The organism is Flavobacterium sp. C4GT6 (assembly GCF_036347315.1).
GTDB lineage: Bacteria > Bacteroidota > Bacteroidia > Flavobacteriales > Flavobacteriaceae > Flavobacterium.
The window spans coordinates 48,223-68,068 of sequence record NZ_JAZGZU010000010.1 but is presented as its reverse complement, the minus strand read 5'-3'; the positions used below and the strand labels follow the sequence as shown (position 1 = coordinate 68,068).

The window sequence follows — 19,846 nt, the reverse complement described above, 5'->3', positions numbered from 1 at the left end:
AATTACAGTCCTTTTTAAAAGAAACGACTGTGCCAGCTCTCTCCTGCAGGTACCTCCCAATAATCCTGCCATTCTCCTACAGTATTCACAAGATTATTAAAAACGATGGTATTAGCGGAAACCGACTTGGCTTTTGCCATTTTCCTGAACTCAATAAGCGGTTTGTGAGCAATGTGCTCTCCCTGCTTAAAGGTCACATTCATTTTATCCAGCAGGTCTACATCATACTTCTTTTCAAGTTCCTGTATAAAATGCACTGATGCATCTATAGAGCAGCCTGTTGCTGCCTGGCTATCCTGGTTAACAGCAAGAATAATAAACCTGTTATATTTTATTTGATAAGAAGCCTCAAGGCCCGAACCGTGTGCAGCCCAGTTGCCTATAAAGACTTTTAATGCCTCATCTATTTCTGAAATCTCTTCGTCAGAGAATTTCCTGTTTGACTGATAAATCCAAACTCTGGATTCCTCAGGTAGTGTATCAAAGGGAACGTACATAATTATTTTTTATAAATCCTTCGCGTTGGCAATTAGTTCTGCCACATCCATTACTTGAACATTAGCTTCCCTGTTCTTAGCTTTAACACCATCGGTTAACATAGTATTACAAAACGGACAACCCGCTGCAATAATCTCCGGATTGGTTTCAAGGGCATCTTCTGTCCTTTCCACATTCACATCCTTATCCCCTTTTTCAGGCTCTTTAAACATCTGCGCGCCTCCGGCACCACAGCAAAGCCCGTTACGACGGGAACGTTTCATTTCAACCAGTTCGGCATCCAGCTTTTCTATAAGGTCGCGTGGAGCTTCATATACATTGTTTGCCCTGCCCAGGTAGCACGGGTCGTGAAAAGTAATTTTCTTACCCTTAAACTGGCCACCCTCAATTGTAAGTCTGCCATCATCTAAAAGCGACTTTAAAAACTCAGTGTGGTGAACAACTTCATATTTGCCCCCTAAACCGGGATATTCATTTTTAATCGTATTAAAACAGTGCGGACAAGCAGTTACAATTTTCTTAACCTCATAACCATTTAGTACCTCAATATTCATCATGGCCTGCATTTGGAAAAGAAACTCGTTACCAGCTCTCTTTGCAGGATCTCCGGTACAACTCTCTTCTGTACCTAATACTGCAAACGAAACATTAGCCTGATTAAGTATCTTAACAAATGCTTTTGTTATTTTTTTTGCTCTGTCGTCAAAACTTCCTGAACAACCTACCCAAAATAAAACTTCGGGTTGTTTACCCTGGGCCATCATTTCGGCCATTGTTGGCACTGTTAAATTTTCCTGACTCATATCTTATTCGTGTTTGCCATCGTCAAAAACCTGGATGGTCACTTCTTTTTCTACTAAATCTGTAAATTTTCCTCTGTAACGTGTAGCCTTAACAAGGTGGTTGTCTATCCAGTGATAGTTACCTCCCCTTGGTTTGCCCATAAGCATACCGTGGTATTTAAAGCCGTGTTTTTTTAACCACTCTTCGGTTACACCTCTATGCTCTTCGGTACGTGATGTGAAAAAGAAAATTACGTGTCCTTCATCATACCATTTATTAAGCGTAACTAAAGCATCAGGATACACCTCGGCAGTTGCCATTCTTTCCGGCTCTTCATTAGGGATATCATCACAAATAGTACCGTCTATATCGATAAGATAATTTTTTATCCCCGGAGGAAGGACCGGACTCAAATGCTCACCGTTAATAGTTAACGGAAGTAAATTTTTATCTATTTCTTCTTTTTTCATTATGCTTCGTCTTTCCAGTTTAACCTATCCATCTGGCTGTATTGCCATGGAGCACCGTTGTTCTCCACATTTGTCATCATATTGTTAAGCTCTGTTGGGGCAGCGCTTTGTTCCATTACAAGATACCTTCTCATATCCATGATAATAGAAAGAGGGTCAATGTTTACAGGGCAAGCCTCTACACAGCCGTTACAGCTTGTACATGCCCAAAGCTCTTCCTGAGTAATATAATCGTTAAGTAGTGATTTACCATCATCTATAAACGTACCGTTATTAGCATCGATATTTTTACCTACTTCTTCTACCCTGTCTCTGGTATCCATCATGATCTTTCTTGGCGAAAGCTTTTTGCCTGTAAGGTTTGCAGGACACGAAGATGTACATCTACCACACTCAGTACAGGTATAGGCATTCATTAACTGAACCCAATTTAAATCCTGCACATCACTGGCACCAAACTTAGCCGGAGCCTCGGCAGTATCACCAGCCGGAGCTGCAAACGGATCGGCGTTAGGGTCCATCATCAGCTTAACCTCATTTGTAACCGATTCCAGATTATCAAACTGACCTTTAGGCTTAAGGTTAGCATAAAACGTATTAGGGAAAGCTAATAGTATGTGTAAATGTTTAGAGAAATACAGGTAGTTCATAAAGATAAGAATACCTATAATGTGCATCCACCATGCGGCACGCTCTATAATGATTACAGTACCTTCACTCATTCCGCTAAATACAGGCTCTATAAACTGAGATATAGGAAACGAACCGGCAGCTATATAATGCTCAGCTCCTGCCATTTGTAAATGAAAATCGGCAGCATTCATGGTAAGGAACAATAACATTAGTACTGTTTCAAAGTAAAGAATAATGTTACCGTCGCTTTTTGGCCAGCCTTTAAGATCACCATGAGCAAAACGCCACAGTTTAATTATATTTCTCCTGATATAGAATATCACAACAGAAACGATAACACCCAGTGCAAGTATTTCAAAAAAGCCTATAAGTACATTGTAAAAGCCTCCCATAAATGAGAACAGCCTGTGGGTACCAAAAATACCGTCTATAATAATTTCTAAAAGTTCAATATTTATAACAACAAACCCCACATAAACAATAATGTGCAGTATACCGGCAACCGGTCTTCTAACCATTTTAGACTGCCCAAGGGCTATTCTTGTCATGTTAGCCCAGCGCTCTTTAGGGTTATCGGTACGATCTATATCCCTGCCCAGCTTAATGTTCCTGATTAGTTTTTTTATATTACGCGCAAAATAACCAAAGCCTGCGGCAAGTATAAGTACAAAAAGTATATTGTCTATATAGCTCATGTTATTGTAGGGTGATTATGTTATATATACCTCGTTTCCTTTATTCTTTTGTCTCGTTATAAGGTGCTGCTTTCCTTCCGAAAACTGAAAAATGCACATAGCGTTTCGGGTTGTTTTTAAAGTCGGCAAGCAGTTCTTTAAGTTCATTTGAAGCATCTGTAAGGTTATTATACATGGCCTCATCTTTCATTAGTTTACCTAATGTACCTTTACCTGCCTGTACATCGGCAAGCATTTTATCTACATTATCAAGTGAGTTTTCCAGTTTTCTTACTGCCTCACCTATGTTTGCATTATTAATAGTATCACTAATCTTAGCAAAGTTAGCTGAAGCTGTTTCCATATTAGTAAGTGTACCGTTAATTTTAGACTTGTTATCAGACAGCATACCATTAAGAGAATGTGAAGCCTGATTAAACTGTTCCATAGTTTGTCTCATCTCTGCAATGGCTACCCTAAGGTTTTGTTGGGTTTTCAGGTCCATTACCTGATTTATGCTTGTCAAAAGGCTATCAGCACTCACTACAGTAGCCTCTACCTTGCTTTGAAGCGGACCAAGTTTTTCGGTTACCATATCAATAGTACCCGGCTCTACCCCTGCTACAAGAAAATCTCCGTTTTCTGCAGCTACGGGATTGTTCATATCCGGAGCAATAGCAATTTTTCTACCCGCTATTAATCCTGGTGAATATAACACAGCACGGCTGGTTTTAGAAATAGGAAAATCAGTATCTACCTGCATTTCTACCTTAAGTTTACCGGTTTCTTCATCTATAGTTATACCATGAACCTTACCTATGGCAAGGCCGTTTATAGTTACCTGTGCAGAAGGAGATAAATCTTCCACGTTATCATATACAACATAATATGTTTTATAAGAATTAAATAAATCCTTACCGTTTAAGAAGCTAAAGCCCCAAATAAATAATAAAACAGCACCTATAACTAATATTGCCGTTTTAACTTCTCTCGTTACTTTCAAAATTGATTATTTTAATAAAAAACAAATGTAGGGTAAATAAATAATTTTAATGCTAATTTTATTTTAAAGCTTCGCTAACAGATATCTTTTTTCCATCTTTAAAGGCTACTAAAAACGCATCTTTATATCCTTTATCTTTAGCTTCACTCAATAGGTTTTTAGCTTCATTATAGTCAGACACCTCTCCATAATAATAGCGTACCATTTTCCCGTCCTTAAGTTTACTGATATTGTTAAGCCCCTTAAAGTTAGATGGTGTAGTAGCAAGATCTGTAGTACTTGCAGAAATCTGAACCTTAAATACGGCTCCGTTTTTAGCAGGCTGTACAGCAGGTTTCACATCATCTTTATCATTACTTTTAGGAGTAGCTTTTACAGTTGAAACACTTCCTGATGAAAAATGTTCTTTTTTATATTTAATTATACTCTTAGCAATAGATTCTGACATGTCTTTTTTCCCTTTATCAGAGTTTAGGTAAGCTCCTTCTGACTTATAAGAGATAAAACCCATTTCAATTAATATACCCGGCATAGCTATACCGTGAAGTACCCAAAACGGAGCGTCTTTCACTCCCCTGTCGTTACGTTTTAAATCGCCGGTAAATCCCTGTTGTACTGCAACGGCAGCTTCAAAACTTCCCTGCCTGTATGCTTCCTGCATCAGTTTTATTGCAAGAAGGGTTTCGGGATTATTAGGATCAAAGTTTTTATACACCTCCTTATTATCCTCCATATCTACCACGGCATTCTCCTTTTTTGCTACCTCAAGGTTAGAAGCATTTTTGGTTAAACCCATAATAAAGGTCTCTGCTCCGTGTGCTGTTCTTTTGGACTCTGCGTTACAGTGTATAGAAACAAAAAGGTTTGCATCTGCCTTATTTGCGATTTTAGGCCTGTCTATAAGCTCTATAAACACATCAGTTTTACGGGTATATATCACTTCTATATCACTTTCTTTTTCCAGTATTTTCCCTACTTTCAAAACAACATCAAGTACAATGTTTTTTTCTACATAGCTCCCATAGCTGGCACCATAGTCTTTACCGCCGTGACCTGCATCAAGTACAACTTTAAATTTTTGGCTCCCCTGTCCGTAACCGGTTGTAAACACCATTACAAACAGAAATAGCCCAAGCATTTTTTTTATGTTCCCTTTCATTATCTTCTTGTTATTGTTCAGCTTAGGTTTATAATCAGATTTAGCAATTTTTTTTGGCAAAATTATTGTATGTTTGACACTTCAAAAAGTAAGCCATATTTTTACAAAAATAGCATTAAAACCGTTGCGCACAAACTTATTTCATATCGTTTTATCAGCAATTTTCCTAACAATTATGAGTTGGAATTCCCATGCACAGGAAATTCGCACTGAAGGAAAAGAGATACCTGCTGAGAATAAGGAAACTACCGAAATAGCCGAACCTAAACCTGATGACACCCTTAAAGTATCGTTACAGGAACCCGTTAAAGCTGTTGAAAACGATACTAATAAGAAAAATGGCGGTATTAATGATATAATTAAACGTAAAGCTTCTAAATATGAAGGGTACGATATGCGTACCAACATAGGTACTTTATATGATAATGCTGAAATTGAGTATCAGGACATGCAGCTTAAAGCCGGTGTTATTAAATACAATAAGGTTACCAATGAGGTTTTTGCCGGAAGAATGAAAGACTCCACAGGAGCCTACTCACAGTACCCTTATTTCAAACAGGGAAGCCAGGTTATTGAAGCCGACTCTATACACTTTAACACTATTTCTAAAAAAGCACGTGTTTGGAATACCCGAACAGACCAGGGTGAATTTAGGGTTAAGGGAGAAATTACAAAAAAAGAAAACGACTCCACTTACTATATAAAAAGTGCTCATTTCACTACTTCTAAAGACATAGAGAATCCGGATTATGAATTTAGAACTGATAAAATTAAGCTTGTACCTAACAAAAAGGTTGTCGTTGGTACAACTGTAATGTGGATTCAGGATGTACCCACACCAATTGTACTCCCTTTTGGTTATTTCCCTATGACAAAAGAAGCCGCATCGGGTTTCATAGTCCCAACTTTTGGAGATAATAACAATCAGGGATACTTTTTACAAAACGGTGGTTACTATTTTGCTATAAGTGATTATATGGACTTAGCCGTTACAGGCGACTATTATACAAACGGAAGTTATGGTTTAAGAGGCCAGTCAAACTACGCAAAACGATATAAGTATAGAGGTAATGTAAATGTACGTTTTGAAAATATTGTACAAAGTGAGCGCGGTTTCCCCGATTATACTCGTGGAAGGCAATACAATATACAATGGTCACACAGTCAGGACTCTAAAGCAAATCCAAACTCAAGGTTTTCTGCCAGTGTTAACTTAGGTAGTAGCCAGTACTTCAGGCAGTCGTTAAACACAGTAAATGTGGGTTCGAGTCTTAATAATACCTTAAGCTCATCTGTTAGTTATTCCAAAACGTTCCAAACTGTACCCCAGGTAAACCTGTCGTTAACAGCAAGACATTCGCAAAATACCAATACCGAAACCATTACCATGAGCCTACCTACACTACAAGCCAGTGTAGACAGGATATTCCCTTTTGCATCTGCAGATGAGCCTAAAAAAGGTTTTATCAAAAACATAAACCTTCAGTACAACCTTAGAGGTGAAAACAGTGTAAATACTACCGACTCCCTTTTCTTTAAACCCCAAATGTTTAAAGACATGAGAACAGGTTTACAACACAGCATACCTATAAGCACCAACTTTAAGATATTTAAATATTTTAGTGTTTCTACTGGTACAAACTTTCAGGAAACATGGGTGCTAAACACTATTAACAGGCAATACAACCCAACAAGTGGTAAAGTAGAAACTACAGACCTTAAAGGTTTTGATGCATACAGAACTTATAACTTTACTTCAAGTATAGGTACTACTATTTACGGTACGTTTAACTTTAATCCCGATGGTAAAATACAGGCAATACGTCACGTTATGAGACCATCGGTATCTTATAGCTATACCCCTTCTTTCGATCAGTACTATGATGTTTACTATACTGATGCAACACAAAATGAAAATTATGAAAAATACTATACCCGATTTGAAGGTGGTCTTTTTGGTGCTCCCGGAAGAAATATATCAAACAGTATAGGGCTTGGTCTTAACAACACCTTTGAAGCCAAAATGCGAAATGATGATGAATCATCAGATGAGCCAAAAAAAGTAATGCTACTTAACAACCTTAATTTCACAACAAACTATAATATTGCTGCCGATTCGCTTGCATGGTCACCTTTAAGGATAACAGGTGGTACAGCATTGTTTAACCAAAAGCTTAACGTAAACTTTGGTGCCTCTCTTGACCCTTATGCTCTAGACAACAGCGGAACCAGAATAGATACCTACAACATTAACAATGGCGGAAGTCTTTTCAGGCTAACAAACGCTAACCTTACATTAGGATATTCATTTACAAGCCGTGGTGATTCAGGCTCTAAAAAGAACTCTGATAACCAAACAGCACGTAATGGTGGTCGTGAGGATGACCTTTTTGGTACAGGTACCGATATGGGCGACCAGAGACAAAGTATGTTTAGTGAAGATGATGAAGATAAACCGGATAAAGCTGGAGGGACATTTTTTAATGCCGTTATCCCTTTTGATTTAAGGCTTGCCTACTCACTTAATTACAATAACGCCAGAAGACAAAAGGAAATTACGGGTAACTCCCTAATGGTATCGGGTAATATAGATATTACACCTAAATGGAAAATGGGCTTTTCTACCGGTTACGACTTTGTAAATAATGGTATAACATTTACCCAGCTTCGTTTTGAACGCGATCTTTCCAGCTGGCGTATGGACTTTAACTGGGTTCCTAACGGATATAATAAATACTGGAGCTTCTTTATCGGTATTAAGTCATCAGTACTTAGCGACATTAAGTGGGATAAACGCCAGGTTCCAGACAGAACCGTAGGTAACTAATATAATCTTTATATAAATTTTTACTGTTAAAACCTTAAATCTGATATTATCTCAAAAGCAGATTTAGCATTATCATATAGTATGAAAAAAATAATTTTTACAGAAAAGGCTCCCGCTCCTATAGGACCTTACAATCAGGCTGTACTTAGCGGCGATACACTTTATACATCAGGACAAATTGCTATTAACCCTGCAAACGGAGAACTGGTACTTGATGATATTGAAACCGAAACAAAACAGGTAATGGAGAACATGAAAGCGGTGCTTGAAGCGGCTGACATGACTTTTAGCGACGTGGTTAAATCAACTATCTTTATTAGTGATATGAATAACTTCGGGAAAATAAACGGTGTATACAGCGCTTATTTTGACGAAAAAACTGCACCTGCAAGAGAAACCGTTCAGGTAGCATGCCTACCAAAAAATGTTAATGTAGAAATTTCTATGGTTGCTGTGAAATAGCCTGTAAAAGCAACTCTGCCGTGGCAGAGTTTGTAGCAAGCGGCACATTGTGCACATCACATACACGTATAAGCATATTAATATCCGCTTCGTGAGCATGACTCGCAAGCGGATCTTTAAAAAAGAAAACCATTTGTGTTTTCCCTTCGGCTACCCTGGCGGCAATTTGAGCGTCACCGCCCAGTGGTCCCGAAAGCATCTTATTTACTTTAAACCCGGCTTTTTCTGCCTTACTGCCCGTTGTACCTGTTGAAACAAGTTGTATATGCTCTTTATCCAAAAGAGGTTTATTCTTGTTTAAAAACTGTACCATTTCGGCTTTCATACCGTCATGAGCAATAATAGCAATTTCCATAGTATAGAGTATATATTGTTAGTTTAACTTGTGGAATTCAATAAGACCGTCAATAGGTCTTCTCAATACATTACCAAGTTTAAGTCCGTTTTTAGATAATACCTCTTCCAATTCGGTTTTCAGGTAAAATGCAATCGAACCAACAAAGTGTACAGGCACCTCATTTGCATTGTCATATTGAGTGATATAGCAATCTACAAAAGTTTGCATTGCTTCAAAAATAATTCCTTTTATGAAACTATCATCTTTATGTTGAATTAAAAACTTAGCAAAAGTAGCAAGGTAAGCATTTGGGTTTGGCTCCTTGTACAGGTTATGCTTAATTACATCAGGGTCAAGATTATATTCTGCTGCAAATAGTTTCGCAAGGTTTTCCGGCATTTTGTTAAAGTAATAAGCACGGATAAGATCCCTACCAAAACGGTTACCACTACAGTCGTCCATAGCGATATAACCTAAAGACTGTACTTTTTGATGAAGTACTTCACCATCAAAGTAACTACAGTTTGAGCCTGTACCTAATATACAAACAATAGATTTTTCTTTTGAAGGATTTGTTGCATAGGCAGCAGCATAAGTATCTTCCTGGACAGACACTTCGGCATTTGGAAAAAATTCAACAAAAATATCTGTCATAAATTTTTTCATCCTGTCTGTACCACAACCGGCACCATAAAAATATAAATGAGTTACATCTTTACGGTTGTTAGAAATATCAAAGCGGGCCTCAAGCCTTTGTATGGCTTCTTCCTTACCAATAACCTCAGGACTCAGTCCTAAAGTTTGCGTTGTAAAAAGCCGATTGCCATTATCATCAAGAGCAATCCAGTCGGCTTTTGTAGCACCGCTGTCTACTAGTAATTTCATCTTTAAAAATTAAGTGTGTTTTGAGTTAAGTTTGAGTTTTGTTATTATGTACTCACCTACCTTATATTAAAATAGCGTTAAGTTTGAGTCTGTAAAAATAAAAAAATCCCGTCTTTATCTTAAAAAGACGGGATAATATAAAATTTATTACAACGAAGCAACGTGTACAGAAAGATCTATAAGCTTGCTTGAGTAACCATATTCGTTATCATACCATGATACAAGTTTAAAGAAAGTAGAGTTAAGACCAATACCAGCTTTAGCATCTACAATACTTGTTCTTGAATCACCAATGAAATCCTGAGATACTACATCGTCTTCTGTGAAACCTAAAATACCTTTAAGGTCAGTTTCAGAAGCGTTTTTAAGTACGCTCATAATTTCTTCGTAAGTAGTTTCTTTTTTAAGTTTAACTGTAAGGTCAACTACCGATACGTCTGCAGTAGGAACACGCATAGACATACCTGTAAGTTTTCCGTTAAGTTCCGGTATTACTTTACCTACTGCCTTAGCAGCACCTGTACTTGCAGGGATAATATTAAGTAAAGCAGCTCTACCACCACGGAAGTCTTTTCTTGAAGGACCATCTACAGTAAGCTGAGTAGCTGTAGTAGCGTGGATAGTTGTCATTAAACCTTCATCGATACCAAAGTTATCGTTGATTACTTTAGCAAGAGGAGCTAAACAGTTAGTAGTACAAGATGCATTTGAAACAATCTTATCGTTAGCTGTTACTTTATCGTGGTTAACACCCATTACAAACATAGGAGCATCTGCAGATGGAGCTGAGATAACTACCTTTTTAGCACCACCGTCAAGGTGAGCCTGAGCTTTCTCTAAAGTGGTAAATATACCAGTACATTCTGCAACTACATCAACACCTACCTCATCCCATTTAAGGGTAGCAGGATCTTTCTCTGCAGTTACACGTATGTGTTTTCCGTTCACATAAAGGCTACCGTCTTTTACTTCAACTGTTCCTTTAAAGTTACCGTGAACTGAATCATATTTTAAAAGATATGCTAAGTGATCAACATCAAGAAGATCGTTTATAGCTACTACTTCAACATTATCGCGGTTAATAGTTTCACGAAAGACGATGCGACCGATCCTTCCGAAACCATTAATTCCTAATTTTACTGTTGCCATTTTTAATTAAATTGTTTTTTGTTGTTTATAGATACACTTATTATTAATTATATCGAAACAATATCCGATACTTTAATTAATTCTTTATCAATATGAGATTTACCTTTAACAGCCATATCCAGCGGTGTAAGTTCAACCTCATCTTTAATAAGACCTACCATGAAATTTGATTTGCCTTCAAGCAGCGTTTCTACAGCTTTTACACCCAGCCTGCTGGCCAGTACCCTGTCAAAGCATGATGGCGAACCACCGCGCTGCATGTGCCCCAGTATAGATACACGAACATCATACTCCGGCATGTTTTCCTCAACGTAATCTTTAAGTTCAAATACGTTTTTACCAATCTTGTCTCCTTCTGCCACTATTACAAGGCTTGAAGATTTGCCCGATGCCTTACTTTTCCTTAAAGAATCCAATAGCCTGTCAAGACCCATATCTTCTTCCGGAATAAGTATTTCCTCGGCACCTGCACCAATACCTGCATTAAGGGCAATGTGACCTGCATCACGCCCCATAACCTCAACAAAGAAAAGCCTGTTATGAGAACTCGCTGTATCCCTGATTTTATCAATCGCTTCTACAACGGTGTTTAGTGCGGTATCATAACCAAGAGTGTGGCTTGTACCATAAATATCGTTATCAATGGTACCCGGTATACCTATTACAGGGAAGTTATACTCTTCGTTAAAAATAAGTCCTCCGGTAAAACTACCGTTACCACCTATAACTACAAGAGCATCTATATTATTACTTACAAGATTTTCATGTGCTTTTTTACGACCTTCAGGAGTCATAAACTCTTTAGATCTTGCTGATTTAAGTATAGTTCCTCCTTTATTAATAATGTTATTTACACTACGGGCACCCATTTCCTTAAAATCTCCTTCAATCATTCCCTGGTAACCTCGGTAAATACCTGTACATTCTATATTATGATATGCGCACGCCCTAACAACGGCTCTGATGGCGGCATTCATTCCCGGTGAATCACCACCCGATGTAAGCACACCTATTTTTTTAATATTAGTAGACATTTTTTAGTATTTAATTGTAAAACTAACAATTTTATACCATTATTTCACTATAATATATATTATATTATTAAATATGCAAGATTTCAATCGTTTTCGTTAATAAGTTTTTTTAGATTTCAACATTACGAAAATGAAAAAAGCGGATAATTCTGAAAAATCATCCGCTTTTTACGAAATATAAAATTTTATCGAACAAAAATTACATACCATAAGGATCAGGAACCCTTTCCGGCTCTTTTTCTTCTACATTAGTTTTTTTCTTATTCTTATCCCTGTCGTTAATGAACTGAATATATTCAGGGCTCATTTCTGAGTCAGGTATGTCGTTAGAATTGTTATCATCGCCCGATTTTTTTACCTCAGGACTAAATATCTTTTTCCATAATTCACTAAACGTATTGAATCCTACCGAATAACTTATACCTACCCCTTGGGTATAACCTATACCTTCTCCAAGGAAATTAATATCGTTTTCCCTGTTAAACACACGGGCTTTAAGGCTACCGTCATCATTAAGGCGTAACTGCACCTCAACGTTACCTGCAATTACCGATTCGTTTACCCCTCCTACCGGTACACCCAGCTGCCCGTTAATGGTAATCCTGTCATTAATCTGACTGTTAAGAGTTAATCCCAATGTAGAATACGTATCGGCATACGGATTACGTTCGGCACCATTATACCTAAAGTCTACATTAATCTTACTGTCATCTTCCTTAAACAGGTTACTAAACATACCACTGGCTGTTTCGGTCAATGCTCCATAAGCATTTACACTACTAGGGCTAATAAAGCTTCCTGTGGTTAATAATCCCAGTGCCTGAGTTTTCCTGTTATTAGGATCACTCAACCTGTAATCAAGATCGGCTTTCATTACAGAGTTTACATTAGGGAATTCTATATTAAACTCAGGATCAAAATTCATTATATTACCCGTAAGCAGGGTAACTACATTAATTTGTATTTTACGGTTATATGCCGGATTCTCTAATAGTACCGATGGATTTGCCCATGTGGTATAAACTGCCTCTATATTAATACGTGCTCTGGTAGGGTCGCCATCCCAAACAATTGTACCTCCCGGCCTTGCGGTAAAGGTTTTATCAAATATCCCTCCGTACTTAAAGAAATATTTACCTTTAGTTACCGAGAAATCTCCGTTCATATCAAACTTACCAAGCGTATTAATTTTAAGCAGTAATGTACCATATCCCTGTGCCGAAAGGCTATGTCCGCTATCTTTATCAATAATAATATCAATAGTAGCATCGGGCGTAACATCAAAGTCAAAGTCCATCTCAATACCATTAAAGGTTTTAGTCTTTACATAGGTACCGTTGTTAAGATTGTTTTTCTCTTCCGGACTATAGTAATGTATGTAAGCAACATCCCCGTCAGACGATTCGGTTGCATTAGTGATAGGTATCTTGATATTTGTACCTTTTTCCGATTTTGCATTTGCCTTAATTACCAGCGCCCCTGTAGGCCCGCTAATACTTGCCTTACCACTAATAAATGCACGTCCGTAAAACAGCGTTCCTTCACTGTCTTCGGTATCAAGTACCAATACATTATCTGGTGCCTGTAAATCAAGAGCCAGTTTCCAGTCTTTAAAATAAGTATGATTTATATGTCCCCTAAGTATTGCTTTAGTATTGAACTTGGTATCTGTTAGCTCCATATCCCTAAAGTACAGGGTGTGTTCGGTAACATCTACAACGGCATTCTGTTCAAAATTATAATCGGTATTTAGATAACCAACTTTAAGCCCACCGTTTTTTATGTATAGCCTACCGTCTATCTTCGGTTCTTTAGCCGGACCTGCAATGGTAGCCCTACCCGATGCCTGCCCTCTAATATCAGGGAATATAGATTTAAGGAATATCTCCAGCGGCTCTAAATCAAAATCACTAAACGTGGCATCAAGATCCATTTGTGTTTGCCCTTCAACAACATCCAGCGTACCTACCGTAAAGAAAGTTTCCTTGTAATCTTTAACTATAGAGGTATTAACCTTAAACTGCCTTAACGATTCGTTACCTACAACATCAAGACTAAGGTCTCCCAACTTATGTTTATTTAAAGACAGTGTATCTATATTTATTTTTGCCGATGGCTCATATATCTTTTTATTCTGCTTAAAGCTTACCTGACCATTAAGTTTACCCCCAAAATCAAGGCTATCAATACTTGGTGTTACCTTATGCAGGTCTACATCCTTAAAACTTAACCTCAAATCCTTGTAAGTAGAATCCTTTAATACCCCTGCAAGCTCTACTTTTTGGTTTTTGTGTGATAACGCAATTTTATCAATTGTAAAATCAGTCAGCTTTTTATTAAATACAAGTTTGTTATCTCGGGTATCATCCTCATTAAGATACCACATGTATTCCTTAAAATTAACCTCTGATTTTTTTAAACCTACAACTGATTTGTTTTCCTCATCAATAGTGTGATAAAGGTTAAGGTTAAAGAAATCCTGATTTTTATTACCGCCTTTAAATTCGGTTCTTACCTGTAGCGTATCGTTTTGAGTAATATTAATAAGTTCAAAATCAGAAATTTTATATCTCTTCACTCTCATGCTATCCACGTTTACATAAGCATTGTAAAGCGGATTCCTGTTATCTACATCTAGGTTTATATTATAAAATACGTTTTTAAATGCCTCGATATTAGGCGAATCAAAATCAAGCTTAAATATCCCTTCATCTCCATTTATCCTCCCCTTTAAATGCGTATTCTTACTAATAGAAACCCCAGGCAACAGTATACCTACAATCTTATCGTAAATATTAAAGTGGAAATTTAAAAACTGACCGGGTTTAATTTTATTTGGCGAATAGTTAGCATAAAGGCTACCCAGTGCATTTTCTACCAAATCAGTAATTTCGTTTGTATAAAACTTACCTCTTATTCTACCTTCTATAATATCGGGTGAATTTATGGTAATAGTTCTTATAGCATCCTTATCAAAAACCGACTCAACCTCAAAGTCTTCAAAAAAGTAGTTTCCATAGCTGTTTTGGTAAGAAAGCTGGGTAACTTCGAGCTTACCGGCAAGATCATCCAGGTTATTACCCTTTGCCTTAAAATTAAAGTCCCCTTTAAATATGGAAATAGTATCATTTTTTATCAGTTTAAGCAAGGCTAAATCAGCATAATCAACAGCAGCGTGAAAATCATATTCCTTTCTCTTTTTACTCATGTCTACAAGTCCGTTAAACGACATGCGTAAGTTTTCATCATTACTGTTTACTATCCCTTTAAAGTACGGCCATTTCATACGTCCGTCTATATCTATTTTTTTGTAGTTATAGCCGTTAAACACCATTTGCTTAATATCTCCCTTAACAATGGTATTAAGCGATTGCTTGTTAAAACCTCTACCCTCTACTTCTAAATGAGCAGTAGTACTTTTTAATCCTTTTTGGTCAAATAGTTTTCCTAAATCCAGTCTGTCAGTATCAATAGTACCGGTATAAGTAGCAATATCGGGCTTATTAAAATCCTTGATAGAAAGGTTTGTGGTAGCCTCCCCCAGCTCACTACCCATATATAGGTTTGTAGTTAGGTCGGTTTTAGTAAGTACTACATTACCTGTTAGGTTTACTATACCTAAGTTCTCCAGTACCGGAGGCAAACTCTTACCCAGTATTCTTGGCATTATGTCCCTAAGGTGCAGATAGTTTGATGTGATTCGGTCAAAATCACCATTCATGTAAAAGCCCGGTCCCGTTTTATCAAACAGGTTCCTGAAGTTTACCGTACCTATAATTTCCGACTGCTGTGCATCAAGCAGTTTTAGGTTATATAGTATAAAGTTATTAAGCGGACCTTTTAATGTGGTTGACAGATAGAACTTTTGGTTATCCCCAAACTCATCATAAAAATAATTAAGCTCGTTAGATGATACATTAGCCCTGTCTACCTTAAAGTCAAACTCTACCTGATTAAGGAAGTCGCGCATTTTCTCGCGGGTGTAGGTCAGGGTCACATCACCTTTTAAGGCCGACTCTGCCGTTACAAGCTCCAGTTCTTTTAATTTTATATTGGTTAAGGTGTATGAAAACTGTGCCTTTAGGTTCTTTACAAAAAGTCCCCTATGATCCAGTAGCGATAGCTTTTGAATGTCGGCAGATATATCACTACCCTTAATATAAAAGTCTTTTAATTCTCCGCTAAGTTTTTGAAAATCGAGTGCTTTTGGAGTATTGGTATTTTCGTTGGTAAGACGGAATCTCCCATTCTCCACATATACCTTACCTGATTTAAGCCTGAATTTACCCGAACCCGGTTTTCCGTTATCAAACGATTTTACAAAAATATCAAGGCTTGAGCTGTCTTCCCCTTTGTAGGTTTTCATGTGTACATTAAGGGCATCGGCTTTTATCTCTCCAAATTCCAGCCTGCTGTTTGCTACATTTTTAAAGCTAAGCAGGTTTGTTTGTAATCTGTTGGCCGATATAAGCGTATCATTATGGTGGTCCATAATAAGTACGCCTTTAAGCTTAACACTACCAAAAATGGTAATAGCAACTTTATCTACAGTGATATGTGTACCAAACTGTTTGTTAAGGCTGTTAGTAGCTATACGCCCTATTTGTGTTTGTACAAAAGGAAGCGATAACGCAATAGCGAGCAGTAACAAAAACAGGATTATTCCTATTATGGTGCGAATAAGTATTTTTTTAAATTTTTTGATACTGCTATTTGTTTTAATTTTGCGTCTGAAAAGGGATTTGTGCAATTTACTGCAAAAGTAGGAATTTTTAACCTTTGTTTAAATCGCTTTAACCCAATTTTGTAATTCAAAATCCGTGCCTAAATTATGCAGGAAAAACCCACATATATATTAGCCATAGAAAGTTCGTGCGACGATACGGCTGCCGCTATATTAAAAAACGACAAAGTACTCTCTAATGTTGTGGCCAGACAGGCCGTACACGAAGAATATGGTGGTGTAGTACCCGAACTGGCCTCTAGGGCACACCAGCAAAATATTGTACCCGTTATAGATGTAGCCCTAAAAAAAGCCGGAGTTAAGCGCGAAGAGCTATGTGCTGTGGCTTTCACTCAGGGTCCCGGGTTAATGGGATCACTGCTTGTAGGTAGTTCCTTTGCCAAGTCGATGGCTATGGCGTTAAACGTGCCTCTTATAGCGGTAAACCACATGCAGGCACATATATTAGCCCATTTTATTACCGAAGAAGGTTTCGATAAGCCTGAGTTTCCTTTTCTGGCTATGACCATTAGCGGAGGGCATACGCAAATCGTTAAGGTAACCGATTATTTCACCATGGAAGTAATTGGTGAAACTACCGATGATGCTGTGGGCGAGGCTTTTGATAAAAGTGCCAAAATATTAGGACTTCCTTATCCGGGCGGACCGTTGATTGACAAGTATGCGCAAGAAGGTAATCCAAAAGCGTTTCAGTTTACCAAACCGAAAGTACCGGGACTTAATTTCAGTTTTAGCGGACTAAAAACCCAAATCCTGTATTTTGTACAGAAACAAACTGCGGAAAATCCCAACTTTATTGAGGAAAACCTACAGGATATTTGCGCATCCATACAGTACACCATTATTAATATCCTGATGGATAAGATAAAACTTGCCGTTAAGGAAACCGGAATTAAAAGTGTTGCTATTGGCGGAGGAGTTTCTGCAAACAGTGGTATACGAAAAACACTAAAAGATGCCGAAAAGAAATACGGATGGAAAACCTTTATTCCTAAATTTGAATATACTACCGATAATGCTGCCATGATAGGCATTGTAGGTTACCATAAATATCTTAAAAACCAGTTTAACGATGCCACTGTGGTATCTAAAGCAAGGATAGAACTTTAATATGCAGTTATTTTATACCCCACAGCTTACAGCAGAAGATACTTCTTTCTCTTTTGATAAGGACGAAAGCCGTCATATTGTTAAAGTATTACGCAAAAAAGAAGGTGATACCATTAATATTACTAATGGAGAAGGTATTTTATTTATTGCCGAAGTTGCTTTTGCCAACGAGAAGAAATGTGAGGTTAAAATAACCAAAAGGGAATTTTTTGAACCTATACCTTACTACCTGCATCTTGCCGTAGCCCCTACCAAGATGAACGACCGCTATGAGTGGTTTTTGGAAAAGGCTACCGAAATTGGTATCAACGAAATTACTCCTATTATTTGTGAACATAGTGAGCGTACCAATGTAAAAACCGACAGGTTTGAAAAAATACTGCACAGTGCCATGAAACAGTCGGTGCAGTTTTATATGCCGAAACTAAACGAACCCATATCGTTTAACGATTTTGTAGAAGCTACCGAAAAAGACTGTAAACTATACATAGCACACTGTGAGGAAACCGAAAAGAAACTCCTTAAGAGCGAACTTAACCCAAAGGAAAAGATTACCATACTTATAGGCCCCGAAGGCGATTTCTCCCCAAAAGAAATTCAGCTTGCCTTAAGCCGTGGTTTTGTACCCGTATCACTGGGTAATACCCGCCTGCGTACCGAAACTGCTGCTGTAGTAGCCGCACACAGTGTAGCATTTACAAACGAATAAATAAACATATACATCAGCAGGTGAGGTGCTTGGCATTAAACTCTGTGGCGTAAACAAATTAGAGAATAAAGCGTTAATAAGCATCCGCTGTTTGAGCATAGCGAGTTCGGATGGTTTAGCTTTATAAAGTAATTTGTAGCCTAAAGAGTTCCAGCCTTGACTTTTTGGTTCTTTTGTGTCAAGACAAAAGAACTATAAAAATATATGTACCTTAGCTTAAACAAGAAAACACCTTCCAAATGAATGATAAGAATTACCAAAAGATACTTAAAATGTCGTTTGCCAGTGTGTACCCTCACTATATAACCAAAGCCGAGAAAAAAGGACGTACTACGCAAGAGGTTAACCAGATTATACATTGGCTAACAGGTTACGATGAAAAAACACTGCAACAGCACCTTGACAATAAAACCAATTTTGAAGATTTTTTCACGCAGGCAACCATTAACGCAAATACATCAAAAATTACAGGTGTAATTTGCGGTTACCGCGTTGAGGATATTGAAGTACCCCTAATGCAACAAATACGCTATCTGGACAAACTGATAGACGAACTGGCAAAAGGTAAAGCCATGGAGAAGATTCTGAGGGAGTAAACTATCTAATCAGTATCTGTTATATCAATAAACAGTAATTCACAGTTTATTCTGTCAAACAATACCATTGAGTAATCCCATATAATATTATAGAACCACTCAGCCCTCGGGATTACGTTTATAGTATCAAGCGTTACATCCTGAAACCTGTTTTGAAACTCACCCTCAATAAAGTTTAGTGTAGTTTGCCAGGCGGTGTGTTGGTCAATATTGTTATATGCTCCTCCCTGCCCCATAATTCTGGAAAGCATTCCCGGTAAATCATAAATATCACCCCAACTATTATAACAACTTATTCTTGGTTTATCTTCGGTTATCTCTAAATCTTCCCTGTAATTTTTCAAATCAGGATGCTTGATAACATTCTTCAAAAATTTAATTTGATGCAACTTGTTATTTTGCACAAACCATTTAAAATCATCATTACCTATTACTTTATACTTGTGCATCTGTACTCCCCCATTACAGTGAGTATAGCTTATGGTTTCATCAAGTTTCCTCGCTTCTTCACTCCATTGGTTACAAGGCTCTAAACGAATGGTTTTCCATATTTTTGAAATCCTGTCGGCGTCAGGCATTTCATCATTATTATTTATATGTAGATTACTCATTTATTTACCATTTTGCAGTATGCAATATACTATAAACATTAATAAGAAGCTATGGCATTAGGCTCTGTGGTGTATAGAAAATTATGAATGAAGCGTTAATAAGCATCCATTGTTTGAGCGCAGCGAGTTCGGATGGTTTAGCTGAATGAAATAATTTTTAGC

General features: G+C 37.5%; 17 protein-coding genes. 5 read left to right on the top strand and 12 right to left on the bottom strand.

Annotated features, from left to right (window positions below):
• Positions 1-14: 14 nt before the first annotated feature.
• Genes V3Z67_RS12430 through V3Z67_RS12405 form a run of 6 tightly spaced genes read right to left on the bottom strand, consistent with a single transcriptional unit; the run spans position 15 to position 5,220 of the window.
• On the bottom strand, positions 15-497 hold the full coding sequence (locus tag V3Z67_RS12430; protein WP_157483139.1) for an ABC transporter ATPase: 483 nt from the start codon (positions 495-497) through the stop codon (positions 15-17).
• A gap of 9 nt (positions 498-506) precedes the next feature.
• Positions 507-1,301, bottom strand: coding sequence for a (Fe-S)-binding protein (locus V3Z67_RS12425; protein WP_330443612.1), 795 nt, complete (start codon positions 1,299-1,301; stop codon positions 507-509).
• 3 nt (positions 1,302-1,304) lie between these two features.
• On the bottom strand, positions 1,305-1,751 hold the full coding sequence (locus tag V3Z67_RS12420; protein WP_035133649.1) for an LNS2 domain-containing protein: 447 nt from the start codon (positions 1,749-1,751) through the stop codon (positions 1,305-1,307).
• Positions 1,751-3,079 (bottom strand): (Fe-S)-binding protein, encoded by a 1,329-nt coding sequence (locus V3Z67_RS12415; RefSeq protein ID WP_330443611.1) that lies wholly within the window; start codon positions 3,077-3,079, stop codon positions 1,751-1,753. The genes V3Z67_RS12420 and V3Z67_RS12415 overlap by 1 nt, the downstream gene beginning before the upstream one ends.
• 40 nt (positions 3,080-3,119) lie before the next feature.
• A complete protein-coding gene (locus tag V3Z67_RS12410) occupies positions 3,120-4,061 on the bottom strand; it encodes an MlaD family protein (protein ID WP_330443610.1) in 942 nt (313 codons plus the stop codon).
• A 58-nt stretch (positions 4,062-4,119) separates the two neighbouring features.
• The gene (locus V3Z67_RS12405) at positions 4,120-5,220 is read right to left on the bottom strand and encodes an N-acetylmuramoyl-L-alanine amidase family protein (RefSeq protein ID WP_330443609.1); all 1,101 of its coding nucleotides are present in this window, start codon (positions 5,218-5,220) and stop codon (positions 4,120-4,122) included.
• A 175-nt stretch (positions 5,221-5,395) separates the two neighbouring features.
• Here V3Z67_RS12405 and V3Z67_RS12400 point away from each other — a divergent pair, with 175 nt between their 5' ends.
• Positions 5,396-8,047, top strand: a complete 2,652-nt coding sequence (locus V3Z67_RS12400) for a putative LPS assembly protein LptD (protein WP_330443608.1) — start codon at positions 5,396-5,398, stop codon at positions 8,045-8,047.
• An 81-nt stretch (positions 8,048-8,128) separates the two neighbouring features.
• Entirely contained in the window at positions 8,129-8,509 is a 381-nt protein-coding gene (locus V3Z67_RS12395; RefSeq protein ID WP_330443607.1) for a RidA family protein, read from the top strand.
• Here the strand turns inward: V3Z67_RS12395 and V3Z67_RS12390 are convergent.
• From V3Z67_RS12390 to V3Z67_RS12370, 5 genes are all read right to left on the bottom strand, one after another.
• On the bottom strand, positions 8,490-8,864 hold the full coding sequence (locus V3Z67_RS12390; RefSeq protein WP_330443606.1) for a methylglyoxal synthase: 375 nt from the start codon (positions 8,862-8,864) through the stop codon (positions 8,490-8,492). The two genes, V3Z67_RS12395 and V3Z67_RS12390, sit on opposite strands and share 20 nt — an antisense overlap.
• 18 nt (positions 8,865-8,882) lie before the next feature.
• Positions 8,883-9,731: an N-acetylglucosamine kinase gene (locus V3Z67_RS12385; RefSeq protein ID WP_330443605.1), complete on the bottom strand. Its 849-nt coding sequence runs from the start codon at positions 9,729-9,731 to the stop codon at positions 8,883-8,885.
• 147 nt (positions 9,732-9,878) lie between these two features.
• Entirely contained in the window at positions 9,879-10,880 is a 1,002-nt protein-coding gene (gene gap / locus V3Z67_RS12380) for a type I glyceraldehyde-3-phosphate dehydrogenase (RefSeq protein ID WP_330443604.1), read from the bottom strand.
• Positions 10,881-10,927: 47 nt separating this feature from the next.
• Positions 10,928-11,914: a 6-phosphofructokinase gene (pfkA, locus tag V3Z67_RS12375; RefSeq protein ID WP_330443603.1), complete on the bottom strand. Its 987-nt coding sequence runs from the start codon at positions 11,912-11,914 to the stop codon at positions 10,928-10,930.
• 199 nt (positions 11,915-12,113) lie between these two features.
• Entirely contained in the window at positions 12,114-16,565 is a 4,452-nt protein-coding gene (locus V3Z67_RS12370; protein WP_330443602.1) for a translocation/assembly module TamB domain-containing protein, read from the bottom strand.
• A 180-nt stretch (positions 16,566-16,745) separates the two neighbouring features.
• On the opposite strand from V3Z67_RS12370, the gene tsaD reads away from it, so the two are divergent.
• The 3 genes from tsaD to V3Z67_RS12355 all read left to right on the top strand — a co-directional run bounded on the left by tsaD (position 16,746) and on the right by V3Z67_RS12355 (position 19,073).
• Positions 16,746-17,768 (top strand): tRNA (adenosine(37)-N6)-threonylcarbamoyltransferase complex transferase subunit TsaD, encoded by a 1,023-nt coding sequence (gene tsaD, locus V3Z67_RS12365; RefSeq protein ID WP_035133636.1) that lies wholly within the window; start codon positions 16,746-16,748, stop codon positions 17,766-17,768.
• A gap of 1 nt (position 17,769) precedes the next feature.
• A complete protein-coding gene (locus V3Z67_RS12360; protein WP_330443601.1) occupies positions 17,770-18,477 on the top strand; it encodes a 16S rRNA (uracil(1498)-N(3))-methyltransferase in 708 nt (235 codons plus the stop codon).
• A 239-nt stretch (positions 18,478-18,716) separates the two neighbouring features.
• Positions 18,717-19,073, top strand: coding sequence for a DUF2200 domain-containing protein (locus V3Z67_RS12355; protein ID WP_330443600.1), 357 nt, complete (start codon positions 18,717-18,719; stop codon positions 19,071-19,073).
• Positions 19,074-19,078: 5 nt separating this feature from the next.
• Here V3Z67_RS12355 and V3Z67_RS12350 read toward each other — a convergent pair whose 3' ends face one another.
• A complete protein-coding gene (locus V3Z67_RS12350; RefSeq protein ID WP_330443599.1) occupies positions 19,079-19,684 on the bottom strand; it encodes a hypothetical protein in 606 nt (201 codons plus the stop codon).
• Positions 19,685-19,846 lie beyond the last annotated feature (162 nt).